Origin of the sequence: Desulfosarcina ovata subsp. ovata (genome assembly GCF_009689005.1) — a bacterium.
GTDB classification, from domain to species: Bacteria; Desulfobacterota; Desulfobacteria; order Desulfobacterales; family Desulfosarcinaceae; genus Desulfosarcina; species Desulfosarcina ovata.
The window spans coordinates 1976360-1991556 of record NZ_AP021879.1 but is presented as its reverse complement, the minus strand read 5'-3'; the positions used below and the strand labels follow the sequence as shown (position 1 = coordinate 1991556).

Here is a 15197-nt window from a genome sequence, read left to right as displayed (position 1 = left end):
AGCAACAGCAACAATACATCTATCTGCGGTTGCCCTGAACGGCGAAAACAGCCTGGTTGATTCATTTGTCGGTAGGGTACCATGGACGGCTTCCCAAATCTGGGTCAGGGAACCGCAATCGGAAAGCTTTGAGCGGGATAACAAAACAGTGACACCCCTTCCCACCACTTTGCCATTGGCGGGAAGGGGTGTCGATGGTTTTTCGATCAGCCGCAGCCTTCTCCACCGCAGTCGCAGCTGCCGCATTGCGCGTTGCTGCAGCCGGCGTGCTGTTGGGAGGCGGTTTCGCTGATCCCCACCACCGTAAGGGCAAACGTCAGGTTTTGGCCGGCCAGGGGATGGTTGAGATCGAAGACCACTTTCTGGTCATCGATGCTGTCGACCTTCGCCGGAATCTGCTGGCCCTGGGGGGTGCTCAGCATCAGGGTCTGGCCCACTTCGGGGGTCATGCCTTCGGGAATCTCGGATTTGGGGAAATCATGCATGCGGTTTTCATCGCGATGGCCGTAGGCCTCTTCGGGGGCGAGGGTAACGGTCTTGGTTTCGTTGAGAGACATACCCATGAGCGCGGTTTCAAACCCGGGGATGACGGCGCCTGCTCCCATTTGAACCTCCAGGGGCTGGCGACCCTCGCTGGAATCGAACACTTCACCACTGTCCAGGGTTCCCGTGTAATCGACGCTCACAAACAGGCCGCTTTCAACTTTTTGCATGGTAAACTCCTTTAGATTAAATGAATAGTTCCGGTCAAAATTGACATGAATCGAAAAAAGTCAAGAAAATAGTCCGTTGGCATTCATCCATCCGAAAGCGTCGGGTTGTCGAATTCCAACTCAAATTCGGTCACCCTGGTGCTCTTCGCGTTGCACTTGACAGCGCGTTGCTTTACCGTAATTCCAAAAGATGATAACGCCATTGGCGACTGCTATTCATTCTTTATTACTGAGAGGTGCGACATGCGGACTGAAAAAGACTTGATGGGAGAAAAAGCGGTTCCCGATGATGCCTGGTACGGCATCCATACCTGCCGATCACTCGAAAATTTCGACGCGGCCGGCGAGGTATTGCCACTATCGATCGTATCTGCCATTGTGCGGTTGAAAGCCGCCTGTGCTGCGGCCAACGAACAGCTGGGGCTGCTGGACCCGGATTGTGCGTCGGCGATTCGCAAGGCCTGCCGGGCGATTTTGGCCGGAGGATACGACGACCAGTTTCCCATCGATATTTTTCAGGCCGGTTCCGGCACATCCACCCAGATGAATGTCAATGAAGTGATTGCCAACCTGGCGGCGGTCGAACTCGGGGGCCAGCGTGGCGATCGCCGGCGGGTTCATCCCAACGACCATGTCAACAAGGGGCAATCGACCAACAATATTTTCCCCTCGGCGATCCGGCTGGCTGCTGTCGAGTTGAACCGGCACTTGGCGAAGGCCGTCGCAGGACTGGTGGCGTCACTGGAGGAAAAAGCCGACGCGTTCGCCCAAGTGCCCAAAAGCGGTCGGACCCACCTGCAGGATGCAGTCCCCATCACCCTGGGCCAGGAGTTCGCCGCCTATGCCCGCAGTCTGGAAAAAGCCCGGGCACGCCTGGCCGCAGCGGCGGACACCCTGTTGGAAATCGGTGTCGGCGGGAATGCCGTGGGAACCGGTATCAACACCCCACCGGCGTTTCGATCCCTGATTGTCGCGGCCCTTAACCAATCGACCGGGTTTTCTTTCCGGGTTGCTGAAAATGGCGTTGAGATTACCCAGTTCATGACCGACATGGGGCAGATGTCGGCATCCCTGCGGCTCTTGGCCATGGATCTGCTCAAGATGACCAACGATTTGCGGCTACTGGCCTCGGGGCCCTATACCGGTATCGCCGAAATCCGCCTGCCGCCGGTGGAGCCCGGCTCGTCGATCATGCCGGGAAAGGTCAACCCCAGCATTTGCGAGGCGGCCAACATGGCCTGTATTCAGGTGGCGGGATACGATGCGGCCGTGGCCATGGCCTGCGGGTTGGGGCAGCTGGAACTCAACACCCACATGCCCCTGATCGGCGCCAATCTGATCAAGGCGTTCGAGGTGCTGACGCGAACCGTCACCATGCTGGACATGCGCTGCATTCGCGGTATCGAAGCCGATGCGGCAGTCTGTCAACGCAATTTCGAGTCCAGTGCCGGGTTGGCCACGATCCTCAATCCGGCATTGGGCTACGACCGGGTCGCCGCCCTGGTCAAGGAGGGGCTGGCCAGCGGGAAAAATCTGAAGACCCTGGTGCTGGAAAAACAGTTGATGAATAAAGCGGCGCTGGACGAACTGCTGGCCGGTGCATTCGGCCCGAATGAATCGTGATTATCGGGATCCCGGTGGTCAACAAACTGCCCAAATCCTTTTACCAGGCACTTGAGCCTGGCTGCAGGCTCAGCATCAATGCAGACCAACAGACGGTTGTTTGTGAAAGGGGTAAGATATGAGTAAACCAATCCGATTTTATGATTATGCCCGGCTGACGCCCGCCAATCGCCGGAAGCTGCTTACCCGCACCGAAGCGGACATTTCGCATTTTATTGAAGGCGTCAAACCGATTATCGACAACGTCCGCCAGAACGGAGACGACGCCCTGGTGCATTACGCCCGCGAACTGGACAAAGCTGAGATCGCCCGGGATGCAATCAAGGCGAAACCGGAAAATTTCGACCGCGCCTTTGCCCATCTGGACCCCTCACTGATCGAGACCATCGAATTCGCCGCCGACCGTATCAAGCGATTTCACCAGGAACAGATGCCCGATGCCATGCGTCTGGCGGAACCCTTTCCCGGTGTGTTTGCCGGTGACCGGTTCACGCCGATTTCTTCGGTGGCCTGTTACGTGCCCCGTGGGAAGGGGGCATTTCCCAGTGTGGTGATGATGACCACCATCCCGGCGGTGGTGGCCGGTGTGCCGAAGATCATCATCCTGACTCCGCCGGGGCCTGACGGAGAGATCGATGATGCCACACTGGTGGCCGCCCGGGTGGCCGGCGTAGACGCGGTTTACAAGTGTGGCGGCGCCCAGGCGGTGGCCGCAGTGGCCTTCGGCACCGAAACCGTTCCCAAGGCGGTTAAGATCGTTGGGCCGGGCAGCCCTTGGCTGGTGGCAGCCAAAAAAGTCCTCGCCGACGTCATTGATCCCGGCACTCCGGCCGGACCCAGTGAATCCCTGGTCCTGGCCGACGGATCGGCGTCGACCAAGGCGGCGGCACTGGATCTGATCATCGAATCCGAACACGGACCCGATTCATCAGCCTTTCTGGTGACGCCGGACCGGTCCCTGGCCGAGGACGTCATGGCGACGATTCCGATGCTTTGGAAGCAGATGGGCGAATCCCGGGTTAATTTTTCCAGTACGGTACTGGGCGGCGAGAAAGGCGGCGTGATTCTCACTCAGGACATGGATCAGGCCATCGAATTTGTCAATGATTACGCCCCGGAGCATCTGGAAGTACTCAGTGCGGCTCCGTTTACCTACCTGGACCGGCTCGTCAATGCCGGGGAAATTCTGTTGGGTCAGAACACTCCCATCAGTTTGGGAAATTTTGTTCTCGGTCCCAATGCGGTCCTGCCGACCTCGGGCGCGGCCAAAACACACTCCCCCTTGAGTGTCTACGATTTCCTGAAAATGACTTCGATTGGCTACGTTACCCCGGGTGCGTATCCGGAACTGGCCCGGCATGCCCACAAACTGGCTACCTACGAGGGATTTGACGGGCATGCCCTGGCGGTTTCGGATGCCCGGCCCGTTGATAGTTCCCTTGACCCGGTGAAAACGAAACCATAACGCATTCCTCTTGACGGATGAAAGGATGGGTCATGGAAGAGAAACTGGTATTCCCCGATTTTTCCCTGAACGGCAAGCGGGCACTGGTTACCGGTGCCGGTGGCGGCATCGGACGGGCACTGGCCCTGGGTCTGGTGAACGCCGGTGCCACGGTGGCCATCACCGGACGCGATCCGGAGAAACTGGGGGCCGTGGTCGACGAGGCGACGCGCCTGGGCGGCCAGGCCTTTGGAGCCCGCCTTGACGTGCGGGATATTGCGGGCCTGGTATCCGATATCGGTGCCTGTGTCGCGCGCCTGGGCGGGCTGGACATCCTTGTCAACAACGCCGGCGTCGAGCAGGTGTGCGACAGCTTTTCCGTAGACGAAACCCTTTGGGACAAAATCGTAGATACCAATCTCAAAGGGACCTTCTTTTGTGCCCAGGCCGCCGGGCGCGCCATGGCGGCTGCAGGCGGCGGTACGATCGTCAACCTCTGCTCGTTGACCTCCTTTGTGGGCGTTCCCACGGCTACGGCGTACACCAGCAGCAAAAGTGGTCTTCTCGGCATGACCCGGGCACTGGCAAGCGAGTGGGCCGCAAAAGGCATTCGCGTCAACGCCATCGCACCGGGATACTTCCGGACCAGCATGACCGAAGTGTTTTACGAGGACGAGGCTTGGACGGTGTCCATGCTGTCCAAGATTCCCATGGGCCGTTTCGGCCGGCTGGAAGACCTGATCGGTAGCGTCGTGTTTTTGTGTTCGCCCGCATCCGCATACATCAACGGGCAGGTGATCGCCATTGACGGCGGTTATTTGTCATCTGTTTGAACAAAAGACGGACCCGGTTTAGCCGGCGAGCCGTTTGTCGAAAACTGCGCTGTTTTTTTCCAGCATGGCCCCGACCATGAGATCGGCCATGGCCGCCCGGTAGTGAGACAGATCGATATTGGGGATCAGCTGGCGGCGGCAGATTTCTGCCAGGACGACCATGTTCTGCATACGGATGTCCGGAAGGTCGGCCTGGAAGACCGAAATCACCTGAATGCCCCGTTTTTCTGAAAACGTCTCAATTTCCGCCGCGCGGGTCTGGCTGGCCTGATTCAACCGGACCGAGAGAGGTTGCCATACCGTATCGTAGTATACCAATGCCCCTTTTGCTTTCAGCATGGTGGCTGCGGCCCGCAGGGCTTCGTGGCGTTCCAGGGCGATGGCCAGATCCGCCTGACCGTCAGGCACCAGGGGAGAGAAGATGTCGTCTCCCAGGCGAATGTGGGAAACCACGATGCCGCCGCGCTGGGCCAGACCGTGGGTGTCGACGCTTTTCACCGCATGACCGGCATGGTCGGCGGCGCGCAGGATGGTTTCGCTGATCAGGCCGATCCCCTGGCCGCCCACACCGGTAAGATAGATGTTGAAGGCGTTCACCGGGCACCTCCTTTGCCTTTTTTACCGACCGGGGCAATGGCTTTTGTCGGACAGGTCTGGATGCAGCTGCCATCACCGATGCAAAGATCGGTGTTGATGGTAACGTTGCCCTGGGCATCCCGTGTAAAGGTGGGGCATCCAAAATGCTCCACGCAAGTGTGGAGCCGATCGCACACGGTCTGATCGATCTCGACGTGCTGCTGGCGGTAATCGGCCTTCCTGCGTTGCCCGCGGGTGAATTTGAGCATGCACGGGTGCCGGGCGATAACCACGCTGAATTCATCGATGGCCGTGGCCTCGGTTACCAGCCCGGCCAGTTTGGCCTGCTGGTAGGTGTCCACCTCGAAAATGTGTTTGACCCCCAGTCCTTCCAGCACCTGGCGCACCGGGATTTTGTCGGTCGCCTGGTTGACGTTGTGGCCGGTGGCCGCGTGGTCCTGGTGCCCGGTCATGGCCGTCGTCCCATTTTCCATGAGGATCAGGGTGATGGGATGCTGGTTGAAGACGGCATTGACGATGCCGGGCAGGGCGGCGTGGAAAAATGTGGAATCGCCCATGAAGGCCACCACCTTGCGCTGGGTGTTGAACAGGCGCAAACCGCTGCCCATGGCCGTGGACGCCCCCATGCACATGAGCAGCTGACCCATTTCATAAGGCGGCTGATACCCCAGGGTATGGCAGCCGATATCCGCCACGGTGATGTCCGTTGCCGAAAGGGCCTGCTTGATGGCGAAAAAGGCGCTGCGATGGCCGCAGCCCGGGCACATCTGGGCCGGCCGGGGTGGTGCCGGGTCAACGATTGCCACTGCCTTGAACGCCGGCACCAGGTCCGGCCAACTGGCCGCCAGGGTCTGGCGCACCTTGTCCGGGGTATACTCGCCGACCCAGTCGGACGGGCCGGTCTTGCCGATGATGGTCACCGGCAGACTCTCGTCAAAGGCGATGGCCTTGATCTGCGTTTCCAGCACGTCGTCCAGCTCTTCGAGAATTTTGACCGCTTGATGCGCGGCGAGAAAATCAACGATGGTCTGCCGGGGCAGGGGATGGACATAGGCGAGCTTGAGAATGTCGGGCCGGGTGGCCGCCCCGTGGACGACCTCCATCAGCGAAAGAAACGGGAGCCCCATGGTAATGATTCCCCACTGGGCGTTGCCGTTGTCGATCTGCCGGTTGAGTGGGCTTTTCTCAGCGTGCCGGCGGACTTTTTCAAGCCGTTCCAGAGCCATGCGTTTTTGCTCCAGGGCCATGCTGGTCAGGGGGATGTAGGGACCATTGGCCGGATCGAAGCGCGGTGTGTCATCCGGAGGGTCCGGATTCCACGCCCCGAAGGCCACCTTCTGCTTGGCATGGCAGACATGGGTGGTCAGGCGCAGGATGACCGGCATCTTCAACTGCCGGGAGAGACCTGCGGCCTCGATGTAGTAGTGGTAGACTTCCTCCGGATCCGCCGGTTCGAGCACCGGCGTGTAACTGAGCATGGCATAGTGGCGGTTGTCCTGCTCGTTCTGCGATGAGTTGGCCCCCGGATCGTCCCCCAGGACCACCACCATCCCGCCGATGATGTTCATCAGGCTGAGTTGGACAAAGGTGTCCGCGGCCACATTGAGTCCGACACTCTTGAAGAAGACCGTGGAGAGGTGCCCGTTGAGGGCCGCACCGTAGGCCAGTTCCGTGGCCACTTTCTCGTTGGTTGAAAATTCGAAATAAAAGGGCCGCTCGGCGGTGGGGATGGCGCCGATGGCCGTGGCAATTTCCGGTGTCGGTGATCCGGGGTAGGAAGTGACCACCCGCGTACCGGCCTCCACCATGGCCCTGACAATGGCCGTGTTGCCCATTACGATTTCGGAAAACGGCTCACGCCTGAGCAGCATCGTTCCCATTTTTTTCATGGCACGTCTCCTGATGGGGGTTCCCTGTTGGTCAGGCAATTGAAAAAGAGATGTTCATTCACTGTAGGTTCATCAGGAGAGGTTGTCAAACCGCAGACTGGATGGGAAGGAACGGGGGCACCGCAGTTGGTTTCGCGACTCTGGTTATTTCTGATTGCGACGCCTTTACGGTTTTTATGCTGCCTTGACATCCGCATGACGGGCCAATATTCTGATAAGGATCGGGGATGAAATGAATTGAACGTAATTGCGCCGGGCTTGTGTTCGTCTTCAAGGCGCATCAAGGGTTGCATACCGGGAGTATGTGGCCGTTGATGCAACGCGGAAGACGGGCGCAAGAACAATCAATTTCGTTTAATTAATAAAATTCCCGATCCTAAGGTATTCAAGTTGATGCCGTCATTCCTTTTTTGAGGAGGGACTTATGGAAAACAAAACCAGGGCGCATCTGATTGTGCACGGACGGGTGCAGGGTGTTTTCTTCCGCGCGGAAACCCAGCGGGCGGCAAAGCGTTTTGGCGTCAGTGGCTGGGTCAGGAACAAGCGTGACGGGACGGTGGAAGCCATTGTCGAGGGACCGGAGATCGACGTGATTTCACTGGCCAATTGGTGCCGGACCGGTCCGCCGCAGGCTACGGTGGAGAAGGTGGATGTCAGCTGGCTGGCCTATCAGGGTGAGTTTGAACGCTTTGATATCAGATATTGAAACGGAAGGAGGGCTACATGGCAACGGTTACCTCACTTCAGAAAGCCGAGAAATTCGAAATCGAAAAGTACACTGCGCCCAAGGACGTGCGCGCACTTTCCAAGACGCATGTCCCCTATAGCGGATCGCCGCAGAAACACCCCCTGGATTCGGACCAGATTATCCTCGTCCCGGATCCGTACAATACCATCAGCCCCTACCTGGAATTCAGCAAGGGCGATATCGCCTTTGTGGAGAAACTGGCCAATATCGTTAACATCGATGGCGAAACGGTCACCATGGCTCGGATCTGGGTAAAAAAGGGCAGCCTTGCCATCCAATGTACGCCGTTTCAGGTGGCCTCGCTGTAAGGCTGGCGGAAAGAAATAATTCCCCCATCCTGCTTGTCTTTGTGCCCGTCTATCGCGTTGCCGCCACCCGCACATATTCCCGATATGCACCGGTGGCGGCGCCTTGTAGACGACCACAAATCCGGCGCGATCTGGGGAAATTATTTCTTTCCGCCAGCCTAATCGTTTCATCTTCAATAACACCAACATTACCGGGAGGCCGCGTGATTGTTGTCATCGGTGAGATCCTCATCGACATTTTCCCGTCATATCAACGGATTGGCGGTGCGCCGTTTAATTTTGCCTATCATCTCAAACAGCTTGGATTTGGGGTGCGTTTTTTCACCCGCGTCGGCGACGATGATCACGGCCACCGGATTCTCGATTTTATGGAAAACCGGGGATTTGATGCCGAAGACGTCCAGATCGATCAACGACATCCCACCGGAACCGTCCAGGTAGCGCTGGACAGCAACGGGGTCCCGCATTTCGATATCCGCGAAAATGTCGCCTACGACCATCTCTCCCTGGAATCGGCCATGGGCAGTAAAGCGCAGGATGCGCGGATGATCTATTTCGGCAGCCTCATCCAGCGGTCCGCCAACGGTTATGGCCAGGTTCAGGAATTTCTGCGTTCATCCACGGAACAGACAACCTGTTTTTGCGATATCAACATGCGACCGCCGCACGTCAATCCCCGGGCAATCGACGATTCTTTGCACCGGGCCGATATCCTCAAGGTCAATGAAGAGGAGCTTGACGATATCCGGCGCCGTCTGGGCGGCCCGCCATCCGCCGATCCGTTTGTTTCCTGGCTGATGGCGCGATACGCCATCTCAACCCTGGCCATTACCCAGGGCAGCCGGGGCAGCACGATTGTCAGCGGGGACTTACCAATCCACCACCTCATGAGCGGGCGGGACGATGTGGTGGATACCGTGGGGGCCGGCGATGGGTACGCGGCAATTCTGGCGGCCGGCCATATCAACCGGATTCCGTGGGAAACGGTCATCGACCAGGCCTCCGTCTTTGCCGCGCGGATATGCCGCATCCCCGGTGCCATCCCCGATGATGAACATTTTTATGACCAACCCCGGTTACTGATGAAAGGAAATGCCAATGGCCGCTGACGGGCCTTATGTTCAATTGTTCAGTTTGCATGGATTGATCCGCGCTACCAATCTGGAGATGGGACGCGATGCAGACACCGGCGGGCAGATCAAATACGTTCTTGAATTGGGACGTTGCCTGAGTGAACGTGACGATATCGGGCGGGTGGATCTGTTTACGCGCCTGATTGCAGACAAACGGGTGTCTTCGGATTACAGCCAGCCCGTTGAAAAGGTCAACGACAAATTCCGGATCGTGAGAATCCAGTGTGGCGGGCGCCGGTATATGCGCAAGGAATTGCTCTGGCCGTACCTCGAAGAGTATGTGGACAAGACCATTAAATTCATCAAACGCAACGACGCCATCCCCGACATCGTGCATGGCCACTATCCTGACGCCGGGTATGTGGCTGCCCAGCTGGCGGATATTCTGGGGATTCCCTTTGTCTATACCGGCCACTCCCTGGGACGGGCCAAACAGGCCCGGTTGCTGGATCAGGGAATGAGCCGCGCCGAAATGATTAAAAAGTTCAAGATCGACCGACGGATCGATGCCGAAGAACAGATCCTGGCCCGGGCCGATCTGGTGGTCACCAGCACCCGTCACGAAATTGATGAGCAGTATGGGCTCTATCACAATAAGGACATTCCCGACTATCAGGTCATTCCCCCCGGCATCGACATCGATACGTTTTATCCGTATTACCACAACATCCTCGATGATACGGAGCGCTCGGAAAACAGCCGTTACGCCCAGGCATCCATGCTGAAGGAACTGAACCGATTTTTCATGAATCCGGACAAACCGCTGATTCTGGCCCTCAGCCGGCCGGATAAGCGCAAGAATATTTCCGGCCTGGTGCGGGCCTACGGCGAAGACCTGGAACTGCAAAGCATGGCCAACCTGGCCGTCTTTGCCGGTCTGCGCAAGGATATCGATGCCATGGCGGACAACGAGAAGGAAGTCCTGACCGAGATGCTGCTGGCTATGGACAAGTACGACCTGTACGGCAAGATGGCCATCCCCAAAAAGCATGATTTCGAGTATGAAGTGCCGGCCCTGTATCGCATTGCCGCGGAGAAGGGAGGGGTGTTCATCAATCCGGCCCTGACGGAGCCCTTTGGGCTGACCCTGCTCGAGGCATCGGCCACCGGCCTCCCCATTGTGGCCACCAATGACGGTGGTCCCAACGATATCATCCAAAATTGCCGGAACGGTATCCTGGTGGATGTGACCGACACCGGTCAGATTACCGATGCCCTTCGCAAGATCATCGCCGATTCAGCCGTTTGGGACCGCTACTCGAAAAACGGCATCATGAATGTCCGCAAGCATTACACTTGGCAGAGTCACGCCGGTTCCTATGCAAAACGGATCAAAACCCTGATGAAGGGGAACCCCAAACTGGATTTTAAATCCCCCCGTCCCTCTGATGCCATCGGACGGCGGCTTTTGAAACTCAACCACTTTCTGATTACCGACATCGACAATACCCTCCTTGGTGACGACAACTCGCAACTCGAAACGCTCATCGATTATCTGAAGCGTTACCACGACCGTCTCGGATTCGGGGTGGCCACTGGAAGAACGTCCGACTCGGCACGGGAGATTTTGGAAAAATTCGGGATTCCCCGTCCGGATGTGATCATCTGCAGCGTGGGCAGCGCCCTTTTCTACGGCAGGAGTAAGAAACCCAGTCCCGGATGGGCCAGCCACATCAACAACCGGTGGAATCGTCAGAAAATCGTCGATCTGCTGGAAGATGTCGACTTCCTGGAGTACCAGGAGGAGGAAAATCAGCGCCGCTACAAAGTCAGCTATTACATGGACCCCGACAAAGACCGTTTGGCGGCCGTCCACGACCTGCTGCTCAAGCATCGGTGCCGTTACACGCTGATCTACTCCCATGACCGTTATCTGGATATTCTTCCCTTCCGGGCCTCGAAGGGAAAGGCCATTCGCTACCTGAGCTACCGCTGGGAAATTCCGCTGATCAATTTTTTGGTCTGCGGAGACTCGGGAAATGATGAGGAGATGCTTCGCGGTGAGCCCCGTGCCGTGGTGGTCGGCAACTACAGCCATGAACTGGAAAGCCTGAAAGGCAGCCGGAATGTCTATTTTGCCGGTGCGCCCTGTTCCGGCGGGATTATCGAAGGCCTGCGGCATTACCATTTTATCGATGAAATATCCGGAGGTTGAGCGATGGGGATGAAAAACAACGTACAGCTGATCGTCTATCCGGACAGTCTGGGCAGTGATCTGGTCGAATTGCATTACGTGCTGCGGCGATACTTGAGCCGCGCCGTCGGCGGTATCCATCTGCTGCCGTTTTATCCCTCATCCGCCGACCGCGGTTTTGCACCGTTGACCTATGATGAGGTCGATCCGGCATTCGGCTCCTGGCGGGACATCGACCTGATCGGCGGGGAGTTCGACCTGATCATCGATTTCATGGTCAACCACATTTCCCGTCAGTCGCTCTATTTCCAGGATTATATGGAAAAGGGGGCGGATTCCGAATTTGCCGACATGTTTCTCTCCTTCAACAAAATCAGTCCCAACGGCGAGGTCAGCGAGGCCGATCTTGCCAAGGTGTACACACGAAAACCCCGGCCGCCGTTCACCATTGTCCACCGGGCCGACGGATCAAAAGAGAAAATCTGGTGCACCTTTGACTATGAGCAGATCGACCTTGATTGGAATGCTCCCAAAACCCATGAGATCATGCGGCGATACCTGATTCAACTGTCACGCTCCCCGGCCAAAATGATCCGCATGGATGCGTTTGCCTACTGTACCTTCAAACTGGGGACCAACTGCTTTTTTCTGGAACCGCAGGTATGGGAACTGCTTGGCTGGCTGAGTGACTATGTTTCTCCGTTCGGGGTTGAGATCCTGCCCGAGGTCCACGAGCATTACCGCTATCATCAGAAAATATCCGAGCAAGGGTACTGGACCTACGATTTTTCTCTGCCCATGCTGATGCTGCACACCCTCTACCATCATACCAGCCGGGTGCTGAAACAGTGGCTGGCCATCTGCCCGCGCAAACAGATCACCACCCTGGACACACATGATGGAATCGGCGTGGTGGATGTGCAGGACCTGATCTCCCCGGACGACCTGCAACTCACCTTGGACGGACTGGACGAGAAAGGCTCCAACACCCGTAAAATTTTTTCCGGCCCCGAATATGAAAACCTGGATGTCTATCAGGTGAACTGCACCTATTACTCGGCGCTGGAATGCAACGATGACGCTTACATTGCCGCCCGGGCGATCCAGTTTTTCACCCCGGGAATTCCCCAGGTATACTACGTCGGACTCCTGGGGGGGGAGAACGATATCGCCCTGGTGCAACAGACGAAGAACGGTCGCGACATCAATCGGCACAACTACACTTTGGAGGAAATTGAAACCGAAATCACAAAGCCGGTGGTCCAGCGCCTGCTGCGACTCATGGAATTCAGAAACACCTGCCGGGCCTTCGACGCCAGGTTCGTTATCGAGGACTCACCCGATGACCAGTTGAAACTCTCTTGGACACGGATGCCTTACCGTGCCATCCTGCATGTCGACCTGCGTTCCTATGCGACCCGCATATCCTATTACGACGAGAAAAAGGAACGTATGGCTGAATTTGTCGCCTGATGCAAAAGCTGAAAACTTTTTTCCGTAATTTTTATCTCAGGTACTCAGTCGGGCACACGCAGCTGTCATTCTCGCCCGGTTTGTCACCGGGGACCGTGCGGCCATATTCCACGGCATCGCTGAAATCCATCAGGACACTGACGTCATCTCCGCCACTGACCCTTGTTTTGGCATGCGGATAGCGTTTTTTAAATACCCGCAGCATAGCCGTATTTTCCCGCAGTACCGACGCCAGGAATCCGGTAAAATTGTTTTCCTTGGCGATTCGCTCCATGAGCGACAGGAGGTACGAGGCGATCCCCATCCCCTGGAAATCCTCGCGCACCACGAAGGCCACTTCAGCACTGGAACTGCCTTTGCCTTCGTCGGCATAGGAACCGATGGCAATGATTTCCTGGTGGCCGCCGATGCGCACCTGACCGATCATGGACATGTTTTTGTGGTAATCCACACTGGCCCACTGTTTCTGAACCACCTCATGGGAGAAAAGCTTCATCTTGTAGAAAAAACGGAAGTAGATGGTTTTTTCCTGCAACGAATAGAAAAAGTTGCGATAGGCAAATTCATCAGAGGGAAGAAGCGGCCTGAATTCGACGGTCTTGCCGTTTTTGAGGGTCATCTGGTTTTTGTATCCCTCGAGAAAAATCAGGTCATCCTGGGTCGGAGGCAGCTGATCGGCAAAAATGTAGTGACGGCTCTTGGCCACATCGATCAGTTCCTCACGGAATTTGGGATGCGCGATCTGGGCCAGTTCCATGACCCGCTGGTAGATGCTTTTACCGGAGAGCTCGGCAATACCATATTCGGTGACCACAAAGTTGACGTCGCCACGCGTGGTGGCCACCCCGGCACCCTCACTCAGATGCGGCACGATTCTGGACACATTGCCGTTTTGGGCCGTGGAGGGCAGGGCGATGACGGAAAATCCGCCCTTGGACATGGCGCTGCCGCGCAGAAAATCGACCTGGTCACCGATACCGCTGTAGAACAGGTGGCCCATGGAGTCCGTACACACCTGGCCGGTCAGGTCCACCTCAAGGGCCGAACTGATCGAGATCAGGTTGTCGTTGCGGGCGATGACCGTGGAATCGTTGACGAACTCCGATGAGCGGAAATAAAACATCGGGTTGTTGTCGACAAAGCGATAAAGCTGTTCCGACCCCATGCACAGTGACGCCACCACCCGTCCGGGGAGCAGGGTTTTTTTGCGGCTGGTGATCACCTTATTCTCGAGCAGCGGTATAAAAGCGTCAGTGATCAATTGGGTGTGGATGCCCAGGTCCTTTTTGTCACTCAGGTGTTGCAGAATGGCGTTGGGCAGGTGGCCGAAACCGATCTGCAGCGTGGCGCCGTCGTCTACCAGTTGGTTGACGTAAAAACCGATGCGATCGGCCACATTTGGATTTTTGAAATGGGGCCGGGCCTCGACAAGGGGTTCCTCGTGTTGCACCAGATAATCGATTTCATCGATATGAACCACGCTGTCCCCCAAGGTTCGCGGCATGCGCGGGTTGACCTGGGCAATGACCAGTTTTGCACTTTGCATGCCGGCCAGGGTGATATCCACCGATACGCCGAGGCTGCAGTATCCGAATTTATCCGGCGGACTGACCTGAATCAGGGCCACGTCCAGTCCGATGCGGCGTTTGGCAAAGTAGCGGGGGATCTGGGAAAGATAGGTGGGAATATAATCGATTTTCCCATCGAAGGCCGCTTTTCTCATGGAGGCGCTGATGAAGAAAAGCTTGAGCGAGAAGCGTTTCATGAACCGGGGATCATCCACATAGTCGGCAAAGGTCCATGACAGCATCTGGTAGACCATGATGTCCTGCATGTTCAGGTCTTCCACCATGGTCCGGATCAGATGCTGCGGTTCCCCGCATCCGGTGCCGATAAATACCCGGCTACCATTTTTGATTTTGGACATGGCGGTTTCGGCGTCAACCAACTTGTCCGGACAGGTTTTCTTCAAATCCATGGTTATCCTCCATACAAGGATTGAGGGACGAACGGGCACTTGCCCACAACGCATCGTTTATCAATCGGTTAAAGTAAGTCTGACATTTGACCTTAAAAATGGGGCATAGTCAAGCAAAGTTCGCCACCGATTCTGTCCAGTCGGTTTCACCGTTCAAGAAAAGGGTTGGCCCCAATGTTGCGACCTTGATGGCCTCGTAAAAAGTCGCTGTTTAGACGGATTCGTAAAAAGCCCGAGATCAAGGCTTGCGAATCCTGAGGAATGAGGTGTACTAATCGTACTCCGCAGTGACCAAGGATACGCGCAGGCGCCGATATCGGGCTT

Annotated in this window: 12 protein-coding genes; 8 read left to right on the top strand and 4 right to left on the bottom strand. The window is 56.7% G+C overall.

Annotated features, from left to right (window positions below; translation table 11 throughout):
- Positions 1-206 precede the first annotated feature (206 nt).
- Entirely contained in the window at positions 207-713 is a 507-nt protein-coding gene (locus GN112_RS09085) for an FKBP-type peptidyl-prolyl cis-trans isomerase (RefSeq protein WP_155309915.1), read from the bottom strand.
- Between the two features lie 243 nt (positions 714-956).
- On the opposite strand from GN112_RS09085, the gene GN112_RS09080 reads away from it, so the two are divergent.
- From GN112_RS09080 to GN112_RS09070, 3 genes are all read left to right on the top strand, one after another.
- Positions 957-2336: an aspartate ammonia-lyase gene (locus GN112_RS09080; RefSeq protein WP_155309914.1), complete on the top strand. Its 1380-nt coding sequence runs from the start codon at positions 957-959 to the stop codon at positions 2334-2336.
- 118 nt (positions 2337-2454) lie between these two features.
- Positions 2455-3801 (top strand): histidinol dehydrogenase, encoded by a 1347-nt coding sequence (hisD, locus tag GN112_RS09075; protein WP_155309913.1) that lies wholly within the window; start codon positions 2455-2457, stop codon positions 3799-3801.
- A gap of 32 nt (positions 3802-3833) precedes the next feature.
- The gene (locus GN112_RS09070; RefSeq protein WP_162458852.1) at positions 3834-4613 is read left to right on the top strand and encodes an SDR family NAD(P)-dependent oxidoreductase; all 780 of its coding nucleotides are present in this window, start codon (positions 3834-3836) and stop codon (positions 4611-4613) included.
- An 18-nt stretch (positions 4614-4631) separates the two neighbouring features.
- Here the strand turns inward: GN112_RS09070 and GN112_RS09065 are convergent, their stop codons facing one another.
- Both GN112_RS09065 and GN112_RS09060 read right to left on the bottom strand, forming a co-directional pair.
- On the bottom strand, positions 4632-5210 hold the full coding sequence (locus GN112_RS09065) for a 2-oxoacid:acceptor oxidoreductase family protein (RefSeq protein ID WP_155309912.1): 579 nt from the start codon (positions 5208-5210) through the stop codon (positions 4632-4634).
- Complete coding sequence (locus GN112_RS09060; RefSeq protein ID WP_155309911.1) at positions 5207-7099, bottom strand: thiamine pyrophosphate-dependent enzyme; 1893 nt, start codon at positions 7097-7099, stop codon at positions 5207-5209. The genes GN112_RS09065 and GN112_RS09060 overlap by 4 nt, the downstream gene beginning before the upstream one ends.
- Before the next feature lie 424 nt (positions 7100-7523).
- Here GN112_RS09060 and GN112_RS09055 point away from each other — a divergent pair, with 424 nt between their 5' ends.
- The 5 genes from GN112_RS09055 to gtfA all read left to right on the top strand — a co-directional run bounded on the left by GN112_RS09055 (position 7524) and on the right by gtfA (position 12895).
- Positions 7524-7805 (top strand): acylphosphatase, encoded by a 282-nt coding sequence (locus tag GN112_RS09055; protein WP_155309910.1) that lies wholly within the window; start codon positions 7524-7526, stop codon positions 7803-7805.
- A 17-nt stretch (positions 7806-7822) separates the two neighbouring features.
- Positions 7823-8155: an inorganic pyrophosphatase Ppa gene (locus GN112_RS09050; protein ID WP_155309909.1), complete on the top strand. Its 333-nt coding sequence runs from the start codon at positions 7823-7825 to the stop codon at positions 8153-8155.
- A 203-nt stretch (positions 8156-8358) separates the two neighbouring features.
- Complete coding sequence (locus GN112_RS09045) at positions 8359-9264, top strand: carbohydrate kinase family protein (protein WP_162458851.1); 906 nt, start codon at positions 8359-8361, stop codon at positions 9262-9264.
- Entirely contained in the window at positions 9254-11443 is a 2190-nt protein-coding gene (locus GN112_RS09040) for an HAD-IIB family hydrolase (protein WP_155309907.1), read from the top strand. Before GN112_RS09045 ends, GN112_RS09040 begins: the two co-directional genes overlap by 11 nt.
- 9 nt (positions 11444-11452) lie before the next feature.
- A complete protein-coding gene (gtfA, locus tag GN112_RS09035) occupies positions 11453-12895 on the top strand; it encodes a sucrose phosphorylase (RefSeq protein ID WP_231716971.1) in 1443 nt (480 codons plus the stop codon).
- A 31-nt stretch (positions 12896-12926) separates the two neighbouring features.
- Here the strand turns inward: gtfA and GN112_RS09030 are convergent, their stop codons facing one another.
- On the bottom strand, positions 12927-14873 hold the full coding sequence (locus GN112_RS09030) for a bifunctional acetyl-CoA hydrolase/transferase family protein/GNAT family N-acetyltransferase (protein WP_155309905.1): 1947 nt from the start codon (positions 14871-14873) through the stop codon (positions 12927-12929).
- Positions 14874-15197: the final 324 nt, after the last annotated feature.

Coding starts and splice junctions, on each gene's coding strand:
- GN112_RS09040 (WP_155309907.1), top strand. CDS start 9,254: ATGGCCGCTGACGGGCCTTATGTTCAATTGTTCAGTTTGCATGGATTG.
- GN112_RS09085 (WP_155309915.1), bottom strand. CDS start 713: ATGCAAAAAGTTGAAAGCGGCCTGTTTGTGAGCGTCGATTACACGGGA.
- GN112_RS09070 (WP_162458852.1), top strand. CDS start 3,834: ATGGAAGAGAAACTGGTATTCCCCGATTTTTCCCTGAACGGCAAGCGG.
- gtfA (WP_231716971.1), top strand. CDS start 11,453: ATGAAAAACAACGTACAGCTGATCGTCTATCCGGACAGTCTGGGCAGT.
- GN112_RS09050 (WP_155309909.1), top strand. CDS start 7,823: ATGGCAACGGTTACCTCACTTCAGAAAGCCGAGAAATTCGAAATCGAA.
- GN112_RS09030 (WP_155309905.1), bottom strand. CDS start 14,873: ATGGATTTGAAGAAAACCTGTCCGGACAAGTTGGTTGACGCCGAAACC.
- GN112_RS09060 (WP_155309911.1), bottom strand. CDS start 7,099: ATGAAAAAAATGGGAACGATGCTGCTCAGGCGTGAGCCGTTTTCCGAA.
- GN112_RS09080 (WP_155309914.1), top strand. CDS start 957: ATGCGGACTGAAAAAGACTTGATGGGAGAAAAAGCGGTTCCCGATGAT.
- GN112_RS09055 (WP_155309910.1), top strand. CDS start 7,524: ATGGAAAACAAAACCAGGGCGCATCTGATTGTGCACGGACGGGTGCAG.
- hisD (WP_155309913.1), top strand. CDS start 2,455: ATGAGTAAACCAATCCGATTTTATGATTATGCCCGGCTGACGCCCGCC.